12 protein-coding genes and 2 pseudogenes are annotated in these 15,402 nt (G+C 57.5%); 4 read left to right on the top strand and 10 right to left on the bottom strand.

Features of this window, described 5'->3' with window-relative positions; translation table 11 throughout:
* Positions 1–550: 550 nt before the first annotated feature.
* On the bottom strand, positions 551–865 hold the full coding sequence (locus ACVIN2_RS11540; protein WP_456765701.1) for a peptidoglycan-binding domain-containing protein: 315 nt from the start codon (positions 863–865) through the stop codon (positions 551–553).
* A gap of 311 nt (positions 866–1,176) precedes the next feature.
* A pseudogene (locus ACVIN2_RS11535) lies at positions 1,177–1,731 on the bottom strand (caspase family protein).
* A gap of 428 nt (positions 1,732–2,159) precedes the next feature.
* Here ACVIN2_RS11535 and ACVIN2_RS11530 point away from each other — a divergent pair.
* Together ACVIN2_RS11530 and ACVIN2_RS11525 are read left to right on the top strand one after the other, a co-directional pair.
* On the top strand, positions 2,160–2,369 hold the full coding sequence (locus ACVIN2_RS11530; protein WP_050992598.1) for a hypothetical protein: 210 nt from the start codon (positions 2,160–2,162) through the stop codon (positions 2,367–2,369).
* A gap of 811 nt (positions 2,370–3,180) precedes the next feature.
* Positions 3,181–4,359, top strand: coding sequence for a glycosyltransferase family 4 protein (locus ACVIN2_RS11525; protein WP_456765700.1), 1,179 nt, complete (start codon positions 3,181–3,183; stop codon positions 4,357–4,359).
* 67 nt (positions 4,360–4,426) lie between these two features.
* On the opposite strand, the gene ACVIN2_RS11520 is transcribed toward ACVIN2_RS11525, so the two are convergent.
* Positions 4,427–5,284: a thioesterase domain-containing protein gene (locus ACVIN2_RS11520; protein ID WP_456765699.1), complete on the bottom strand. Its 858-nt coding sequence runs from the start codon at positions 5,282–5,284 to the stop codon at positions 4,427–4,429.
* Between the two features lie 60 nt (positions 5,285–5,344).
* Positions 5,345–6,289 carry a GNAT family N-acetyltransferase gene (locus tag ACVIN2_RS11515; RefSeq protein WP_456765698.1) on the bottom strand — a complete coding sequence of 315 codons (945 nt, stop codon included), beginning with the start codon at positions 6,287–6,289 and terminating at the stop codon, positions 5,345–5,347.
* Positions 6,290–6,952: 663 nt separating this feature from the next.
* Between ACVIN2_RS11515 and ACVIN2_RS11510 the strand changes: the two genes are divergently transcribed.
* Positions 6,953–7,723 (top strand): metallophosphoesterase family protein, encoded by a 771-nt coding sequence (locus ACVIN2_RS11510; protein WP_007606825.1) that lies wholly within the window; start codon positions 6,953–6,955, stop codon positions 7,721–7,723.
* Positions 7,724–7,836: 113 nt separating this feature from the next.
* On the opposite strand, the gene ACVIN2_RS11505 is transcribed toward ACVIN2_RS11510, so the two are convergent.
* Positions 7,837–8,175, bottom strand: coding sequence for an H-NS histone family protein (locus tag ACVIN2_RS11505; protein WP_007606826.1), 339 nt, complete (start codon positions 8,173–8,175; stop codon positions 7,837–7,839).
* Between the two features lie 544 nt (positions 8,176–8,719).
* Here ACVIN2_RS11505 and ACVIN2_RS11500 point away from each other — a divergent pair.
* Positions 8,720–8,923 carry a hypothetical protein gene (locus ACVIN2_RS11500; protein ID WP_007606827.1) on the top strand — a complete coding sequence of 68 codons (204 nt, stop codon included), beginning with the start codon at positions 8,720–8,722 and terminating at the stop codon, positions 8,921–8,923.
* On the opposite strand, the gene ACVIN2_RS11495 is transcribed toward ACVIN2_RS11500, so the two are convergent.
* The 5 genes and pseudogenes from ACVIN2_RS11495 to ACVIN2_RS11475 form a co-directional block, all read right to left on the bottom strand.
* Complete coding sequence (locus ACVIN2_RS11495; RefSeq protein ID WP_456765697.1) at positions 8,920–10,389, bottom strand: undecaprenyl-phosphate glucose phosphotransferase; 1,470 nt, start codon at positions 10,387–10,389, stop codon at positions 8,920–8,922. The genes ACVIN2_RS11500 and ACVIN2_RS11495 overlap by 4 nt on opposite strands.
* 253 nt (positions 10,390–10,642) lie before the next feature.
* A pseudogene (tnpC, locus tag ACVIN2_RS11490) lies at positions 10,643–12,262 on the bottom strand (IS66 family transposase).
* Positions 12,263–12,329: 67 nt separating this feature from the next.
* Complete coding sequence (gene tnpB / locus ACVIN2_RS11485; protein ID WP_007606829.1) at positions 12,330–12,728, bottom strand: IS66 family insertion sequence element accessory protein TnpB; 399 nt, start codon at positions 12,726–12,728, stop codon at positions 12,330–12,332.
* Positions 12,670–12,876 carry an IS66 family insertion sequence element accessory protein TnpB gene (locus ACVIN2_RS11480; protein WP_231171088.1) on the bottom strand — a complete coding sequence of 69 codons (207 nt, stop codon included), beginning with the start codon at positions 12,874–12,876 and terminating at the stop codon, positions 12,670–12,672. Before ACVIN2_RS11480 ends, tnpB begins: the two co-directional genes overlap by 59 nt.
* Positions 12,877–13,367: 491 nt before the next feature.
* Positions 13,368–15,365: a hypothetical protein gene (locus ACVIN2_RS11475; protein ID WP_456765696.1), complete on the bottom strand. Its 1,998-nt coding sequence runs from the start codon at positions 15,363–15,365 to the stop codon at positions 13,368–13,370.
* Between the last annotated feature and the right edge of the window lie 37 nt (positions 15,366–15,402).

Raw genomic sequence — 15,402 nt, 5'->3', positions numbered from 1 at the left:
AATCGCGCCTGCCGGTCTGCTCCAACGGACGTGGAAAAAATGACGCTGGCAAAATGGTGCTGCAATGGCCATCGGAGACCATGACGATTTCCCTGGATCGCATTCGCGTCGAAGCCGATGATCCGTATTCGATCAGCTCGGCCTACCGTATAAACACAGGCGATGCAGTTGCGGATCTTGTGGTGGGCCGCGGGTCGCGTAGCTCCTTGGAGTGAGTCCCTTCACTGCGGTGACTTGCAGCCGGTCTCGACGCTACCCTGGACGTGACGCCTTACACGACCGAATCATCGCGCAAGCGATGGTTCTGGTACTTTGCTCAAACTGGCTTAGCGGAAGAGCTGCGCTAGGCATCCGTATGCCTTGTTGCGCGTCGAGTATCTATCGCGCTGTCCAACTCGGATTCGACACGGATGATCCTCTCGCCTCGTTGTTGGGGTTTTTGCGCCAACACTATTTGAATTTCACGACGCAGGTGCAGAACCTCTCGCAGAGATAGTTTGTCTACATCAATCATCATGGCCCAACCTCTCTTTTTGGCTTTTCGGACACTTCAACGGCGACCGAACATGCCGCCCATCATGTTACCGAAGAAGGCGTCGGGGCCACCCATGCCGCCACCGCCGCCATGAGCACGGCGTCCGCCACCGCCGGAGGAGCGGCGACGTGCGGGCTCGTCCGACTCGTCGGAAGCGACGCGGGTGGAAACGATCTCGGACTGCAGCGCCTTTTGCTGGAGCTTGTTGAGGTAGCCGGCCGCGGGATGGCCGCGGACAGCCTGCCAGCGCATGATGGCCGAGCGGATGTCCTCGTCGAACTTACCGGTCGCCTCAACGTCGAAGCCAAGGCCGGTCAGGCGGCGCTGCACGTCGCGGCGCTGGCTCTTGTCGAGACCGATCTGGTCCTCGGTGGTCTGGTCGGCGGTATCAGTGAAGGACCTGGGATCGACGCCGGCCGTGGAGTTACGGGTCGTCGTGGAGGGACCGTCCTGGATCGCGGCGATTCGGGCCAGCGCCAGCGACTTGAAGGTGCCATTCGGATAGTTGATGAGATAGGCGTTGAGTTCCTCGACCTTGTTGGAGTCCTTGATCGAGCGCCAGAACTCGAGCTCGACCTCGCCAGCCTGGGCAACGACGGGAGTGGAAACAACAGCGTCCGTCCCGGTCGCAGCGGCCGGGTTCAGGTAAACCGGGCCGAGAGATTGGTGTGGCCCCAGGGCAGGTGCGCCGTGTTGGTCTCATCGTTGACCTGGGCGCGAACCCTGGTCATCGCCTGCTGAATCTCGAGGCCCGGCTGCGCAACGTCGGCGACGAGTGCGCGGGTAAACGGGCTGTTGGTCCGGCTTCGCCGTCGAGCGCGGTCAGGCCGGGCCGGTGGCGAACGCGATCAGCGTGCCCTCGCCCGATTTCATCTCGGCAAGACCGCTCGTAACGGTCACCGACCGTATCGCCTTGGCCGAACGGATCCTGGCCACGAGGGATTGTCACGGCAGGCACCGAGGAACACCAGCTTCACCTTGGCGTCGGCCATGGTCTGTTCGAGCGTGAGATCGACATTGATCGCCGCGCCGAGCTTGACGTCCATCTCGGCATCGACAAGCAGCAGGTAATTGGTGCCGTTCACCCCGATGCCGTGGCCGGCATGGAAGAACAGCGCGGCGCCCTCGCTCTTCTTTCCGAACTCGAGCAGCTTCGCCGTCATGGCGTCGCGGGTGAGATTGGCACCCTCGACCATCTCGAAGCCGACATCGCGCAGCACCCGCGTCATCGTATGCGCTCTCAATGTGAACGGGCAGGTGGGAGAAGCGCTGGAAGTCAAATGTGACGCGCGTCACATTTCCATCGATTATCGCGAGCGACCAGCGCCTTGAGCGGCAACCGACGTCTTTTGAACCCAAAAACAAGGCCGGTTTAATGCTCCCCGAGTTAGGTTGGAAAATAAAGTAAATTAAATAAAATCAAAGGGAAGGCGCGCGGGCCCCAGTAGGTAAAACTGTGGCCCTACTGGACTTTGATGCCAGCGACGGGCGACTAGCCAAACCGAACAAAATGGTTAATATATACCCGCTTTCCAACAAAGCCTTAGGTAGGCTGCACCCATTATTTCAGGGAGCGCCGTGGTTGTCGCCAACGCGGTTGAGTGGAGTTCTTTACGGGTTGCGTATGGATTATTCAGATTTCACAACGCCGAGCCTTCTGATGATGTACGAGGCCGCTCGCGGCGCTCTTGCAGCAGAGGAGCAAGGCAAGGAGCCAAAATTCAAAGTGCGTACGACGATGGGCTGGAAACAACATTCACAGAGGGTCGAACTCGAGCTGTCGAGGCGTCGTATCGTGTTTCAGCCGATCAGTCTAAGCGAAAGTCAGTGGTAGCAAAAAGCCGGTCGCGGGACGTTCGGCTCGGCTCCAATGAATGTTCGTCGTTGAATTCTCGCCACCGCGGTGGCGCACGGCACGACCATCTCCGTGTCTTGTTCCAATTCATTCGAGATTTGATTTCGCGCGGGCTACGGCTAACGACCGAGCGTTTGCGAGAAGAACAGTCCCGCTGCATGGCTCGCTCGTCGGCCGTGGCGGTTTGGGGCGAGGCGTCTCAAGACGTAAACTGTTTGATTTGGCCGCTCGATTGCGCCGCCGCTGTCGTCACGAACCGCGCTGTCCATCAATCGCTGGTTTGTCGGTAACCGATATCGAACGCACCAAGCAGATACTCTTCACTTACCGACATCTCGGTTGGCACCCGCGCGACTAAAGTGAAAACAGCGTTCGGCCATTATAGGCTTGAGTGATCGTCACAAAGCCAAATGTGTACGTGTATCAGCCCGGTTTGGTGACATAGCCAATCTTGTCCCAAGTAGCTTTGTTGACGCGCAATTTGATTGCTTTCCATAATAAAGGGAGATTTGCAGTTGCTTTGCGCTAATTTAAACAGAAGCGTGGGGGTGTCACGCTCAAATCCATGGTCGCAGGTCCATTCTGAAGCACTGGAATCCCGTTGGTGCATAGTGGTGAAATATTGATGGTTATCGCCCAGCTCGGCGAACGGAGGTTGCCTTGCCAGAGGTGCGATTCACGAACAGATACGCCAAGACTATTGTTATCTAAGTAAACGCACCAGAGTAATTTTCGCTGCTGGGCAGATCAACTAAAAGTTTATTGAAAGAATAGGCAAGGGGATTTGGGTATGGCCTGCACGAAGTATTCGCGCCTTCCGTCATTGCGAATCCTCCACTACATGCCGACGAATTTCGGGATGACCGGCGTGGAGACATTCATACTCCAACTTTGCGTTGCGCAAAAGAGGTTAGGATTTCTGTCCACTATTGCAATTGATCTTCGCTCCCGGGAGGAAGTGGGCAGGATCGCCAATGAGAATGGAATAGCTGTCTTTGATCTCTCGGAGGGCGAGACATTGACGAGTGGCCGGCAGGGAAAATGGACGCAACTATTGACGCGCCTGCGTCGTGTACGGGCTCTTGGGAAATTGCAGCGGCTCCATGACGTCATGCATATTCACGCTGTCGGGATAGCAGGCCTTGAAGGGTTTCTCGCCAGTTGGTCCTCTCCACTTATAATCACGCATCACGCGACGCTAAGCTGGTATTGGAAATATTGGAATTTGGTGTCCTCCATTACCTTCTGGCTGGAAAGGCGATACGCGGATCGAGTTGTATTCCCTTATTCGACTGCAGCCGAGGAAATGATCGGGCGCGGTATTTCAAGAAGCCAAATGACTGTCATTCCGTTCTGCGTCGATGAAGCTGCGTTCGAGGGCGTCGCACTGAAGCCCCTGCCGGGACAGTTAACGTTGATCATGTCGGCGCGCATGTTTGGAGGCAAAGGCCATATGGAATTGCTGGGCGCCATGGGGCAGCTCCATTCCCAATACCCAATGCTTCGCGCAATCCTGATCGGTGACGGGCCGACGCGGCCAGAAATTGAGGCGGAGATCCTTCGCTTGGATTTGAGCGAGGTGGTCGAGTGTCTAGGACGGGTCGACCATCGGCAAGTTCCGGCGGTTATGCGGTCGGGACACGTGGTGGTATTGCCAAGTTATATGGAGGGAGAAATGTTTCCGCTTTGCCTGTTGGAAGGCATGGCGCTTGGTCTTCCCGCAATCGGCACTCGGATTGCCGGAATTCCGGACATCATCGCTGACGGCGAAACCGGAATTTTGGTCGAGCCACGTGATCTGACGGGCCTCGCACGCGCCATCGAGAAATTTATCGTTGACACCGACTTTCTTGAGCGCGCACGAATGAGTGCCCAAGTTCGATTCCGATCGCGCTATGGTGCGGGTGCAGTGGCTCGTGCCTACGCCGAAGCATACAAGTTGGCGCAAATGGGCTCAAAACGGATCTAACAAGATCCATTTGTTGCACGCGGTGAAGCGAAGCGAACTCTCCGGGTGATCGGCAGCGGTGCCAGCCTTAGTGCAAACTTCTAATTTCTTGGACCAGGTGAACGTCTAGCTTTTCGGCCACGGAAGATATTGATGGTTCTCTCATCATGTCGACGTGTCTTCCTGGAACGAGGTGAATAGCGACGCCAGCTGTCGCGCACGTACCCCATCCCATGGTCGGATCAAGATCGTGTTCCGGGCCACGATCTTGGGCGCGAAAGCAGACGACGCTCATCGGATGGGGCTTCGGAACGTAAGCGTGCCAAGCATTTATAAAGCCAGGATCGTCGCCTCTCAGCTTGGTGGGCAGCGGCCTTCCGATAGTCCGAAATGCTTTCTTGATCCAGGGTGTTAGCAATCCTCTGCTGCGGGAGCTAAGAAAGACGAGCCCGCGGTTGAGGAAGGTCTTGATATTGCCCTTTATCAAGTCACGGCCGTACTTTGTGAGCCGGTCATTTACATAGGTTTTTCGATAAGCCGTCGCATCCGTTTCCGGTAAGGCGGCAAGTTGGGCGGGATTCGGCGCGTCGAGCAGAGCCACCAGGCTCGCTCTGTCGCCCTCTATTGCTAATTGCGAGGCCATTTCATAGGCGACTAGCCCACCAAACGAGTACCCGCAGAACTGGTATGGACCGCTCGGTTGAACGGCTTTGACAGCACGAAGGTAGAAGGAAGCGATCTGCTCTACGGAGAAATGTTCCGTAAGATCGCATAACCATTCCATGTCGAGCCCGTAAACGGGCTGCGCTTGCGGTAACGCTGCAGCCAGGTCCCGGAAAATTCTCACATCGCCGCCTGAACCAGGAAGGCAGAACAAGGGCGGCCTGGCGCCGGAAGCTCGCAGCGATATAAGATATTGGCGGGGATTTTCGGCGCCGTCGAACATTCCGTAGCCTTACCTAGCGTCGCTTAAGACGACTTTCAGCGCTGCACGCGAAGAATATCATCAAGTGAAAAAATTGCTCTCGTTGCCGGAATACTGCGCCTTCACGTATTGGAGCGCGCTGTAGGGCATCCGGCTGCGCCGGACGACGAGACGCGTTTTCAGCTTGCCACCAAAGTTGGCCAAGAAGCGAGCGGTTCCGCTTGAGTAGATGCCGTCGAGGTCGAGAAAGAGCCCTAGCTCGTGTGCCCTCTTGATTGCTGACCATAACAACAGACTGATTGCGCCGGAGTCATGGGAATGACGGGAGCGCGTAGAGAGCAGGTAGTACATGGTGCCGTGGCCCCACACCAAAAAAGTCATTGCGATGGGCTCATCGTTTTCATTGAACAGCGACAGAATAATTCCACACTCGCGGGCGCGGCACTCTGAGAAAAGGACCGGAAAATTGTCAAAACCTATCCGGCTGGTCCGGCCGAAGGCGGTGAGATTCTTCAAGTAGAAATCGATAAAGACTTCCGGTTGGTCCAGTGAACGAACGTGATAGGCCTTTTCGGCGCGGCGTATGTGCTGCCGGGTCTTCAGATCCAGAGCGGTCAGGAGATCGTCCAGGCTTCGCCGGCAGTCGATTTCGAAGGTAAACTGAGGCGCAACCGAACACTTGCGGTCCTGGAAGGCAAGACCGTCAATCTTCGCCAAACCATCATCCAAAGATGGATCCAAGCAGAATTTGAGCTCTGATGTTGACGGCAATTGGTCGATTAGCTGCTGGGTAATTGCCAGTCGTCTGGTGAGACGCGTTTGCGGCTTTCCGTCTCCGGAATCGACGACGGGGCCAAGCACATGTGTGAATGCTGGCATGCGAAGCAGACGAAAGGGGCCCTTGCGCGCGAAGACGTAAGGCAATCGGCCAACCACATCGTTCCCGCGTTTGACAACGGATTCGTGAACGAGGCCGCCACTCACAGCGGACAACCACCACGGTTCGTGAAATACTGTGATCTTCAAAGTGAGTTCTTATTTGTTGCTGAAAAAAGTACGTGCCGACATCTGCCAATAATGCAGGAAGATTATAGCATCCCCGGTGTTTTTTTGACGCGTAGCGACGTTGCGCGACTTTTCGACGCAGGAATATCCTGTTTGGGCTGTTAACCAAACGATTGTCTATTTAGTTGCTCGCGCGCTTGTGAGGTCGACGTCCAGCCTAAAATGGGGGCGCAAGTTGCATGTTCTTCCCGTCACGCGTTGGGCCGGGCAATTTGGCGGGATAGATATTGGCTTTTCGCTGTGTTATGGCTCGTTTTCGCCGTGGTGTGGCTCGTTGGCAAGTCTAAGGTGAATGCGAGGTAAATCATGTCGGCGCTCAACTTTGCTAGATGGCTTGTGAGGGGAGCATTCGTGGGAGCGGTTGCCGCCGCATCTATCCCTGAACCGATACGGGCTGCGGACGCAGCTCTCCCAATTCGGACGTCGAGGGTCGATCGTGTTGCTGGATACGAAGTACGGTATCCGGCCGGTAGGCACCGTCACGGGTGTCCTGACGGATACTCTTGCTACGCCCTTTATGGCGCCTATGGACCTTATGGCGGGCCGGCATTCTGGGGTGCGTACTCAGGCTCATTTCGCTAACGCCCCAGTGCGACCGGCATCTGAGCGGTTCGATAAGCTTCCATGTTGCTGAGGACTTTTTTTTCTCGTTTCGATAGGCGCGCGCGCCTGCCAAAAGGGGTCCGCATCTACGCAGTGGGCGATCTTCACGGCTGCGCTGATCTGCTGGCCGGTGCATTTGATCTCATCGATGCTGACTTGGCTCGTTCCAGGCCAGAACAGGCAATCCAAGTCTTTCTCGGAGACTATATCGATCGAGGCCCCGATGCGAAGCGCACAATCGACCTTCTCATTGACCGAGGGCAGCGGCACGAGACCGTTTTTGTTAGAGGCAATCACGAGGCCCTATTGTTAAGGCTGCTGGACGACCCAAAGATGCTTCCTAACTGGATTAAACTGGGGGGCATGACGACGCTGATGTCCTACGGAATAACGATCTCCGCCAGAGACGTGCTGCAGAGAGGACGGGAAGTTAGCGTCGCCTTGGCCGCCGCAATTCCTTCCGCTCACACTGACTTCCTGGCGAACCTCGTTCCTTTTTTCAGCTGCGGAGATTACTTCTTTGTTCATGCTGGCGTGCGGCCTGGCGTTCCGCTCGATAAGCAAAGCGAAGAGGATCTGATGTGGATTCGCGAGCCGTTTCTCAGTAGCGACCGAGATTTCGGCAAGGTAGTGGTTCATGGCCATACTCCAAGCCTGGAACCCGAGATTAGAAGCCATCGCATCAACATCGACACAGGAGCGTACGCAACAGGGTTACTCACGGTGTTGTCGATCCAAGATGATAAAGTCGAATTCCATTCGAGCAGTCGGTCGCGCCCGCCAAGATCTTAATAGTACGATTATTTTGCGATTGTACGCTCTGCCTGCCGGCCTCTCGGCATCGTGCAACAACCGTTGCAACGTGCACATTTTGTCAGCTGGCCAACTGATGCCGCCTGAACGATTCAGCTATCAGACTTCTCGGCGGCTTCGATCCTGAAGTCCTCAAGTTTCCGGCCGGCTTGAAGCGCGGCGACCAACCATCGAGGCATTTTGCCTCTGCCCGACCATTTCTCGTTAGGAGCTGACGGATTGTAGTATTTCGGCAAGACCTTGGGATACTTCCGCCGCCGCGGTTGCGTCTCCTGGCTCTCGCCAAGATCCGCACCATTGAGCTGCGCCAATCTTTTGTCCAGTTCCAGCTTTTCTGAAGTGATCTTGTCCGAGAGGATCTTTGTGAGCCGCTCGTGCAAGATCCAGAGCTCGTCAAAATTCATCGCTTCCAAAAAAGCCAGCTTGGTCATGCGATCTGAATCCAGCAAAGATGCGCCCTGTGTCAAAAAATTTGCTTTCCCGAAGAAACCGAGGTTTGGGCGACTTTTAAAACAGAACCAAAATCAAAGAGATTTTACTTAATTTTTTGCACATTAAAAGGTCTTAGTTTTATTTAATCGGCAATTTTTGCGCGCGATTTCAATTAGGATAAGGATTAAACGTCCGGCCATCCGCACGTAAAGGTAGTCCTTTGATTGATTCTAGCGCAACTTAAGGGCGGCCCAGATAATATCCTCCCGAACCTGGGGCACCGATGACGTCGCTCGGGCCACATCTGACTTTCGACAAGCGCGATGCTGTCGGGCCGGCACCGGCCGAAAGCGGCGCGCTTGCGTAACTTAAGTTCTGGGAGTGCGGCGGAAGCCGCATAATGCGCCCTGGTCTTCGGCCCGGCGAGATAAGGATAGGGAACTCGCGGGGGGTTATTTGGTCCTTAACCACGCGACCGACTTTGTTTTTCAAAGGTCAATAGGCCGGAGTAGCTTCATTACCGATGCATATCGGGAAATTGCTATGAGCCAGGATTGGGAACGCATCGAGCGAGAGTTGGCCGAGGCGATGCCGGGCGTCGCCCCTTCGATCGATCAGTTGAATTTTCTCACCGACAAAAACTCAATGAGAGACGCGCGTTGCCCGTCTCTGCAGGCTAGAGAAGCAGTGCTAGAGCACATCGCACAGGCTCTTGAGGATGGAAGGATCGAGGCGCGGGTCGATTAGTAGGCGTTCCGGCCACGTAACACTTCGTACGGAGTTCGAAGAAGGATCCAGATATCCAACTTGAAACTCCAATTCTCTATATACCAAAGATCACATTCCACCCTGCGCTCGATCAACTCGGTTGTGGGCGTTGGTCCGCGGTAACCGTGTATCTGAGCCCAGCCGGTCAACCCAGGTTTGACGCACTGGCGAAAGCCATAGTTCCTTACGAGCTTGTCAAATTGATTGTCGTGCGCGACCGCGTGCGGCCGGGGACCAATAAGCGACATGCTACCATGCAGCACGTTGAAGAGCTGCGGTAGCTCGTCAAGACTTGTGCGGCGAAGCCACTTTCCAACACCTGTAACTCTGTTATCGACGGCGCGCGCCTGGATCACCGCGGGTCCGTCTTCGAGCACTGTCATCGTTCGGAATTTGCAGATCTGGAAGGTTCGGCCGTTGAATCCCATCCTGTGCTGTCTGAACAGAATTGGGCCCCGCGAGGTAAGCTTGATCGCCACCGCGATGAAGACAAGCATCGGCGCTATGAGGATCAGCATCAATCCCGCACCAAAGAGGTCAACGCACCGCTTTGCGGTACATTCGGCGGCACTGAGGGGGCCTCGTTGCAGCTCAATGCTCACCAAGTTGCCAAGATCCCTGGAGGGACGCTTGAAAGCCTCAGCGGCCGGGCCGGTTGGAACGAATGTTACGGGAAAGGGCAGTACCCTGAGCTCAGCCGCGAAGTCGCGGAGTTCGGGCCATTGGTTCGTATCGGCCGCAACGACCACCGCTTCGATGTCAGAGCCCCTGATACGCTCAATCACGTTGGCAGCAAGCCTTCGGCGAATGTTCGAGTTCACGCCTGGTCGAGGCAGCGCAAAGCTTTCCTTGATGTCGAGACCAACCGCGGCCAAGGTATCGAAAAAATCAGGACCAGAAGCTTCGTGCCCGGAGATCAACACAACCTTGAGCCCGGAGAAACGTCGCTCGGCGAGCCCCTTTGTAAGGAGGCCTTTTGCGAGCATTCGATTGGCCAGCAGTGCCACAAGGCCTAGTCCCGCGAAAAGCATGCTTGTGCCGCGCGACAGCTCACTACCAATTTTCAGCGCGAAAACTATGCCGGACAGAAGCAGAAAAACGCCCGCCCACGTGGCAAAAATCATTCGGGCCTGGCGACGCCAGGCGAGAAGCGCTGTGGGCTCGTAGAGGCCCTGCGATTTCAGGCACAACGTAAAAAGCGTTGCGACAAGAATGGCAGAACCGATCGGCTGCCCCAGGTCGACGCGCATGCCTTCATGGACATGATGTGCACAGGTCGCCAAGACGCTCGCCAAGGCAATCGTTGCGACATCGAACAGGATCGTTGCTGCCTCGATGGAATGATAGCGAATGGGCCATTTCCGAATCGGAACCGGGGGAACGTCGCGGCCCTGAAAGGCCGAGCTCCGTAGTTCGGCATGGAGGCGTTGGTCAATGAAATTCATTGGATTAAAGCCTTCCAACTAGATTAATTAACCAAAAATTAATGAATGAAGGAAATAACTCATACTGGCGCGGCAGTCAAATTAATTAAACTGGGAACGAAGACCCGAGCTAGGCTAATCAACCAGCTTTGGGGATTTCGAATCCGCGAGAATACTCTGAAATTGCCCGAGCAGAGATGCAATTATAAGTTGCTCATGTCCTCATCGGATTGGTAGCAAGGTAAGCATTCGGTGAGAACCACGGCAGGACCACTCAGGCGGCCTGATCGACGCGCCGGATCGTGTCGCACCAATTCCACGGCAGGAGTTCGTCGAGCCGGTGGCGGGATGCTCTGCGATGCGGTCCAGAACGAAACCCAACCAGGTTTGCGGGCCGATGTCATTCATCTTGGCGGTGACGATCAGGCTGTACATCAGCGCGGCGCGATCGCCGCCGCGGTCGAGCCGCAGAAAAGCCAGGACTTCCTGCCGAGCGCGATGCCGCGGAGTGCCCGTTCTGCTGCGTTGTTGGATAGACAGATACGGCCGTCGTCGAGGAAGCGGGTGAACGCGCTCCAACGCTTGAGCATGGAGTCCATCGCCTTGGCGACGTCGTTGCCGCGCGACAGCTTGGCACGTTGCTCACGCATCCAGCGTTCCAGATCGGCAACAAGCGGTGCGCTCAGCTCCTGCCGCACGGCCCGGCGCCGTTCCTGCGTCTCGCCATTCTTCCGCGCTCGATCTCGAACAGAGCATCGATCCGGCGCACGGCTTCAAGCGCCAGGGGAGAGATCACCGCCGGCTTCTTGCCGCCTTGCGCCTTGCGGCGTGCGTTCTCGGCCAGGTCGGCCAGCACGAACAACGGCCGCCGAGCGTGGACCCAGCAGGCGGCTTCCAGTATTGGACCCGCATTGCGGCAGCCTGCCATAGCCGCCATAGGCGTCGGCCTGGAAGATCCCGCTGTAGCTCGCCAGATGCGCCTGCGGATGCTCGCCGGCGCGATCGCGTGAGTAGTAAAACACAGCCCCTGGCGGGGCCTGTCCGCCGAACGGCTTGTCGTCCCGGACATAGACCCAGATCCGGCCAGTCGAGGTCTTGCCCTTGGCCAGAACCGGCACCGTGGTGTCGTCGCCGTGCAAGCGCTCGGCGGCGAGCACATGGGCTTCGAGGCGATTGAACAGCGGCATCAGCGCGAGCGTGCAGCCGCCGGCCTGGTCGGCAAGCGTCGAAGGCTGACTGGCACGTCTTCCCGGGCGCAGCGCTCGGCCTGCCGGTTCAGCGGCTGGTGCTGGCCAAACTTCTCGAACAGCACCATCGCCAGGAAGCTCGGGCCGGCCCAGCCGCGGGCGATGACGTGGAACGGCGCCGGCGCCTGGCTGATCTTCTCGCAGTCCCGGCAGCGGAACTTCTCCCGGACGTGCTGGATCCCCTTCCAGGATTTCGGAACCACCTCCAGCGTCTCGGTAATGTCTTCGCCGAGCTTCGACAGCCGCATCCCGCCGCAGCAGGCGCACGCCATGGGTCCCGGTACGACCACGCGTTCGCGAGGCAGATGATCGGGGAACGGCTTGCGCGATGGCGCTTGCGGCTGAACGACGCCACAGTCGTCGTCCCGTTCGCAGTCTTTGTCGCGGCCATTTCGTCTGTCAGTTCGTCCTCGGTCGCAGAGGTCTCGAGTTCCTCCAGCGTCAGCTCAAACTGATCCAGCAGACGTGCGGTGCGCTCCGAGCGTGAACCATGCCGATCGCGGTTCAGCCTTTCGATCTGCAGCTTCAGATGCGCGATCAGCGCCAGGTCGTCCGCGCGCACGATGGCGAGTTCGGCGCGCGCCGCAAAGCAACGCCGCGTGCAGCGCTTCGATGTCGTCCGGCAGCTTTTCGAGGCCGTCTTCCATGCCTCAATGGAATCATAAAAGCTGCTTGGCGCCGGCTTTTTACAATCTCAGAGGATTTTTGCGCAGCCTATCCAGCGCTCTGCGGACGCCAGCTGTGTTGCGGATTGGGCCAGTCGATCGCTTCCAACAGATAGCCCAGCTGGGCCGCGGTCAACGCCACCACGCCGTCCACCGCCGATGGCCAGATGAAGCGACCTCGGTCCGGCCGCTTGGCGCAAAGCGACAAACCGATCCCGTCGTGCCACAACGCCTTAATCAAAGTGCAGGCGCGACCGAACACGAAGACGTCCCCGGCAAACGGATCACGCCCGAAGCCTTCCTGCACCAGGAGCGCCAGCCCTGCATACCTTTGCACATGTCGGTATGCCCGGTCGCGATCCAGATCCGCGCGCCTGCTGCGACCGGGATCATCGGCGCTCCAAAATGCCGAGCACCCGCGACAACGCGGCCGCGTCGACGTCAACATCGACGATGATCCGGCGATCATTGCCCAGCTCGATCACCATCCGGCCGCTCGCCCGCGTGGCAACTTGTATCGGCAGCGCATTCGGCGATGCTGCCGCGCTCACCACGACCGCTGGCACAAACGCCGGCTTGGGCTGCTCGGTAGCCACACCACTACCCCAGCGAACAGCCGACGCCACGTCAGCAGCAACGACCGCGATATCCCGCGCCGCCGCGCCGTCGACGAAATCGCCCGCGGCGCGTGCATGCTCTCAAGCAATCTTCAGCTTCTCGTCGTCCGTCCAATGACGGCGACGGCCGGTCTCGACCATCTCGAGACGCTCAACCTGAGTACTGAACTTATGGCTGTCCATAAATGCTGTTACAAAGCAATCCGCTCAGCCCCACAAGACCGCCCCCACCGGAGGCAGACGTAGCAGGGCTATGTTTCCGCGTTGAGACGCTCCTGCTTTTGGCGTTGTTCACGTTCGCAGAAGCGCTTTGTTGGGGCGCGTCGAACGGCGTCTATGCTGCTTTTCTCTGGGGATTAGCCGCGGAGGCCTTCCTTCAAATTGGCTATGTCACCGGGATGTGTGTTCGAGCCAAACTCCAGCGCGCAGGGCTCGTGCACGTTGAGCCCTCGAGGAGAGAGGCATAACGTTCACCGCGGCCGCATTTCCTTCAGAAAGACCGGGTCAGTCTCGGCGATTTGTCGTTCGGCAAGGCGCCGTCCGTCAACACTTGCCGAAGCATAAGCTTCGACGAGTGTCGGCCTCAGAGCCGGCAGTCGGCTTACAATGAGACTGACGTCCCGCTTGATCATGTCCTGAAGCTCGAGATCGGCAACCGCGCCGCTCAAGCGCAGCGCAAGCTTAATCCTCGCTGGTACGAGTTCAACGTCGTTGGGAGCCGTGTAGTACGCCATCTTAAGCAGTGCGCCTGGATCATAGGCGCCCCACTTATGCTGGTCCGCCAGCAACGCGAATGTCAGCCAAACATCACTTCGGTATGGAGAAAATCTCAAGGCTTTGAGAAGATCATGACGCACAGCTTCATCAGAAGTTCGTGTCGGCGTCCCTTGCAACAGCGCCGCGCCTGCAAAACCGTATTCTGCCCACAGATCGCCACGAGCGATGGCAATCGATGCAGCATTCGCAAGGCTATTCTTTTCACGGACCGAGACCGGCGGATACGTCGCTCCAAAGGCGACCGTCTTGGTTCCCAACAGGAAGTACGTTGGAAGCAATACCCAGGTTGCCTGCGCTGCCAGCAATAGTCCGAACAGGGCGCAGCATGACCGCATCAAGGGTCTATCAACGGTCAGCCCGGCAACAACTGGATGCGTTCTGTCGACGTCGCGAGTTCGCAGCGATGAAACGACGTTCTCAATTGCGCTTCGGCTTTGGGCATACGACAGGCCGATGCATGCGCTGATGATCAGCAGCGCTGAAAAGCTCAAGGCGTCGCTGTTAATGAACGCCGTCATCGCGGTCGTCACTAAGACGCCAGCGCCCGCAGCGGCGTAAACGTAATCCCTGCTGCGAGCCAACGACCCCTTCGCAAGAACAATGGCCGCTGCAGCCATAACGAGGATCGCAGCGAGCAGGAAGGTCCGGCCCATCTCTACCGCGACGATCGTCGCCGCGGTTTCGGAGACGTGGCGAGTAACGTCGCCAACGTCACGGTAGACCGGAAGTATGTCCTCGAAGGCGCCCGCTCCATAGCCAAATGGCCTTGCATCTGACAGCAGCAGGTCTGTCGCACTCCAGCTTTTTTGGGGGGACATCAATTTTGTGATGTCCACGTCCGTTTTGAGCGGCGCGATGGCCACGAAACCAAGAAGAGCAACCACGCCGGTGGTCAAAACCCCCGCCTTGCCCCATCTTCCCCAGCGCCATTTTCGAACGATATAGATGCTGACCGGGGCGCTCATCCCAAAAATCGCTGCGAAAGCCAGCGTCAGCTCTCCCAGCATCATCATTGAAAATGTCCCCAGGGCGAATGCTGCGGTCGCTACCCCAAGGCCCACGACCGCGTGCAACCTGGATTTTGGCTGGCGACGTTTGCTGGAATATTGTTCCCGGACGTTAAGTACCGAAGCGCACGACAGGATGATCCCGATCGTAGAAACGAGGACGGCTCCCGCGGCGTCGGTATCGAGGCTGTGAACGTAGCCGAGCTCGGAAGCGAGCTGCAGTCCTGCGACAAACGCTGCAATGGCAGTCAGGAGGTAGAGAAAATTCTCCGCAGATTGTCGATCCACGGTTGCGGCGCTGACCGCAATCCCTGTTGCGATGACAACGCAATACCGGGCAAATGACAGGAGTGTCGCTCCGGTGTCGATCGATATCGTCCCGTCGATCGGCATTCTCAGCGCGCTGGATGCTGTTGACCAGATGGCGTCAGACGGCCAAGGTGAGGGAGCCGGTACGACTTGGAGCAATATCCATAAGCCCGGGACGATCAGCGCAATGAGCGCAGCCGGGCGCATGTTGCGGCACAACCTGTCGATGGCACCCAAGCGTGAACTTAAGGCGAGGTGGATAAGAGCGACCGCCATCATGGCGCAACCGAAGCCAGTTGCACCTTCGGCTCGAACCGCACTGAACGCCACGGCGAAGGCAACGAAAATTGCCGAGAAGTAAAGCCAAATGAACATACTGCTGCCTCGAGAGCCGGAGGCCGACATCGCCTCC

This window comes from Bradyrhizobium sp. USDA 3650 (assembly GCF_054057395.1).
This window is presented reverse-complemented; position numbering and strand designations above follow the sequence as displayed.